The sequence below is a fragment of the Vibrio sp. 03_296 genome, assembly GCF_002265885.1.
The window spans coordinates 1-1,064 of the sequence record NZ_NPKW01000223.1 but is presented as its reverse complement, the minus strand read 5'-3'; the positions used below and the strand labels follow the sequence as shown (position 1 = coordinate 1,064).

Annotated in this window: 2 pseudogenes; both read left to right on the top strand. The window is 44.2% G+C overall.

The annotated features are described in order from the left end of the window. A pseudogene (locus CIK04_RS23555) lies at positions 1 to 630 on the top strand (TatD family hydrolase); the annotation flags it as partial. Between the two features lie 204 nt (positions 631 to 834). Continuing rightward, positions 835 to 1,064, top strand: a pseudogene (locus tag CIK04_RS23550) (Na+ dependent nucleoside transporter N-terminal domain-containing protein); the annotation flags it as partial.

Sequence of the window (1,064 nt, the reverse complement as noted above, 5' to 3'; positions counted from 1 at the left end):
CTCTCTGAGGAGGCTCAGCCAGAAATCTTTTACGCGTTGGGCTTTCATCCCTATTTTCTGACGTCGGATTATCAGACAAAACAAAGTGCGCTCGTGGCTTTGTTGGACGAGCGTGACACGCGCTGCGTAGCCATTGGGGAATGCGGTTTGGATGATGGGGTTGAACAAGACGCTGCATTGCAAGAGCAGGCGTTGAACTACCAGCTCGATTTGGCCAAGCAGTATCAACTGCCGGTTATTTTACACAATCGACGATGTCACAATCGACTTATTCAATTAGTCAAAGCGGCTCGGCTGCCAAAGCAGGCGTTATCATGCGTTTTCTGGTAGCTATGAACAGGGAATGGAGTGGATACGTTTGGGTTTTTATCTTGGGGTCGGCGGAACCATTACCTACCCCAGAGCGAAACAAAACGCGCCAAGCGATCAGTCGACTCCCTTTAGAAAAAACTGCTGCTTGAAACCGATGCGCCAGATATGCCGATATTTGGCTTTCAAGGAAAGCTCAATACACCTGCTCAGATTATTCACCCACTAAATGAGTTGAGTGTGTTGCATAATCAAACAAAGCAAACGATTGCCTCTCAAATCTGGAAAAATAGCAATTCTCTGTTCTCTATCTGTGAATGAAATCTAAAAAACTTGTTTAAAGAGAGTTCCGTTCTGTATGTTATTGTGAGTTTACTCACAAATGGAGGTGAATTAGCGATGAATCTTATGGGAAAGTGTGAAGGTGGCATTACTTTAATTATTGGGGCATGAGTATAATGGCCCCGCTTAATAGCTCCATTTTGTAACACGCCAATAAATAACTTAATAAGGAAGTCATAAACTATGAGCCTGTTTATGAGCCTAGTCGGTATGGCAGTATTGCTAGGAATTGCATTACTACTGTCAGATAACCGTAAAGCTATCAATCTTAGAACTGTGGCTGGCGCTTTTGCTATCCAATTCATCATCGGTGGTTTCGTTCTTTACGTTCCATGGGGTCGTGATCTACTAGCGGGTTTCTCTGCTGGTGTAATCAACGAGTCGACTACGGTAAAGACGGTACTGGTTTCTTG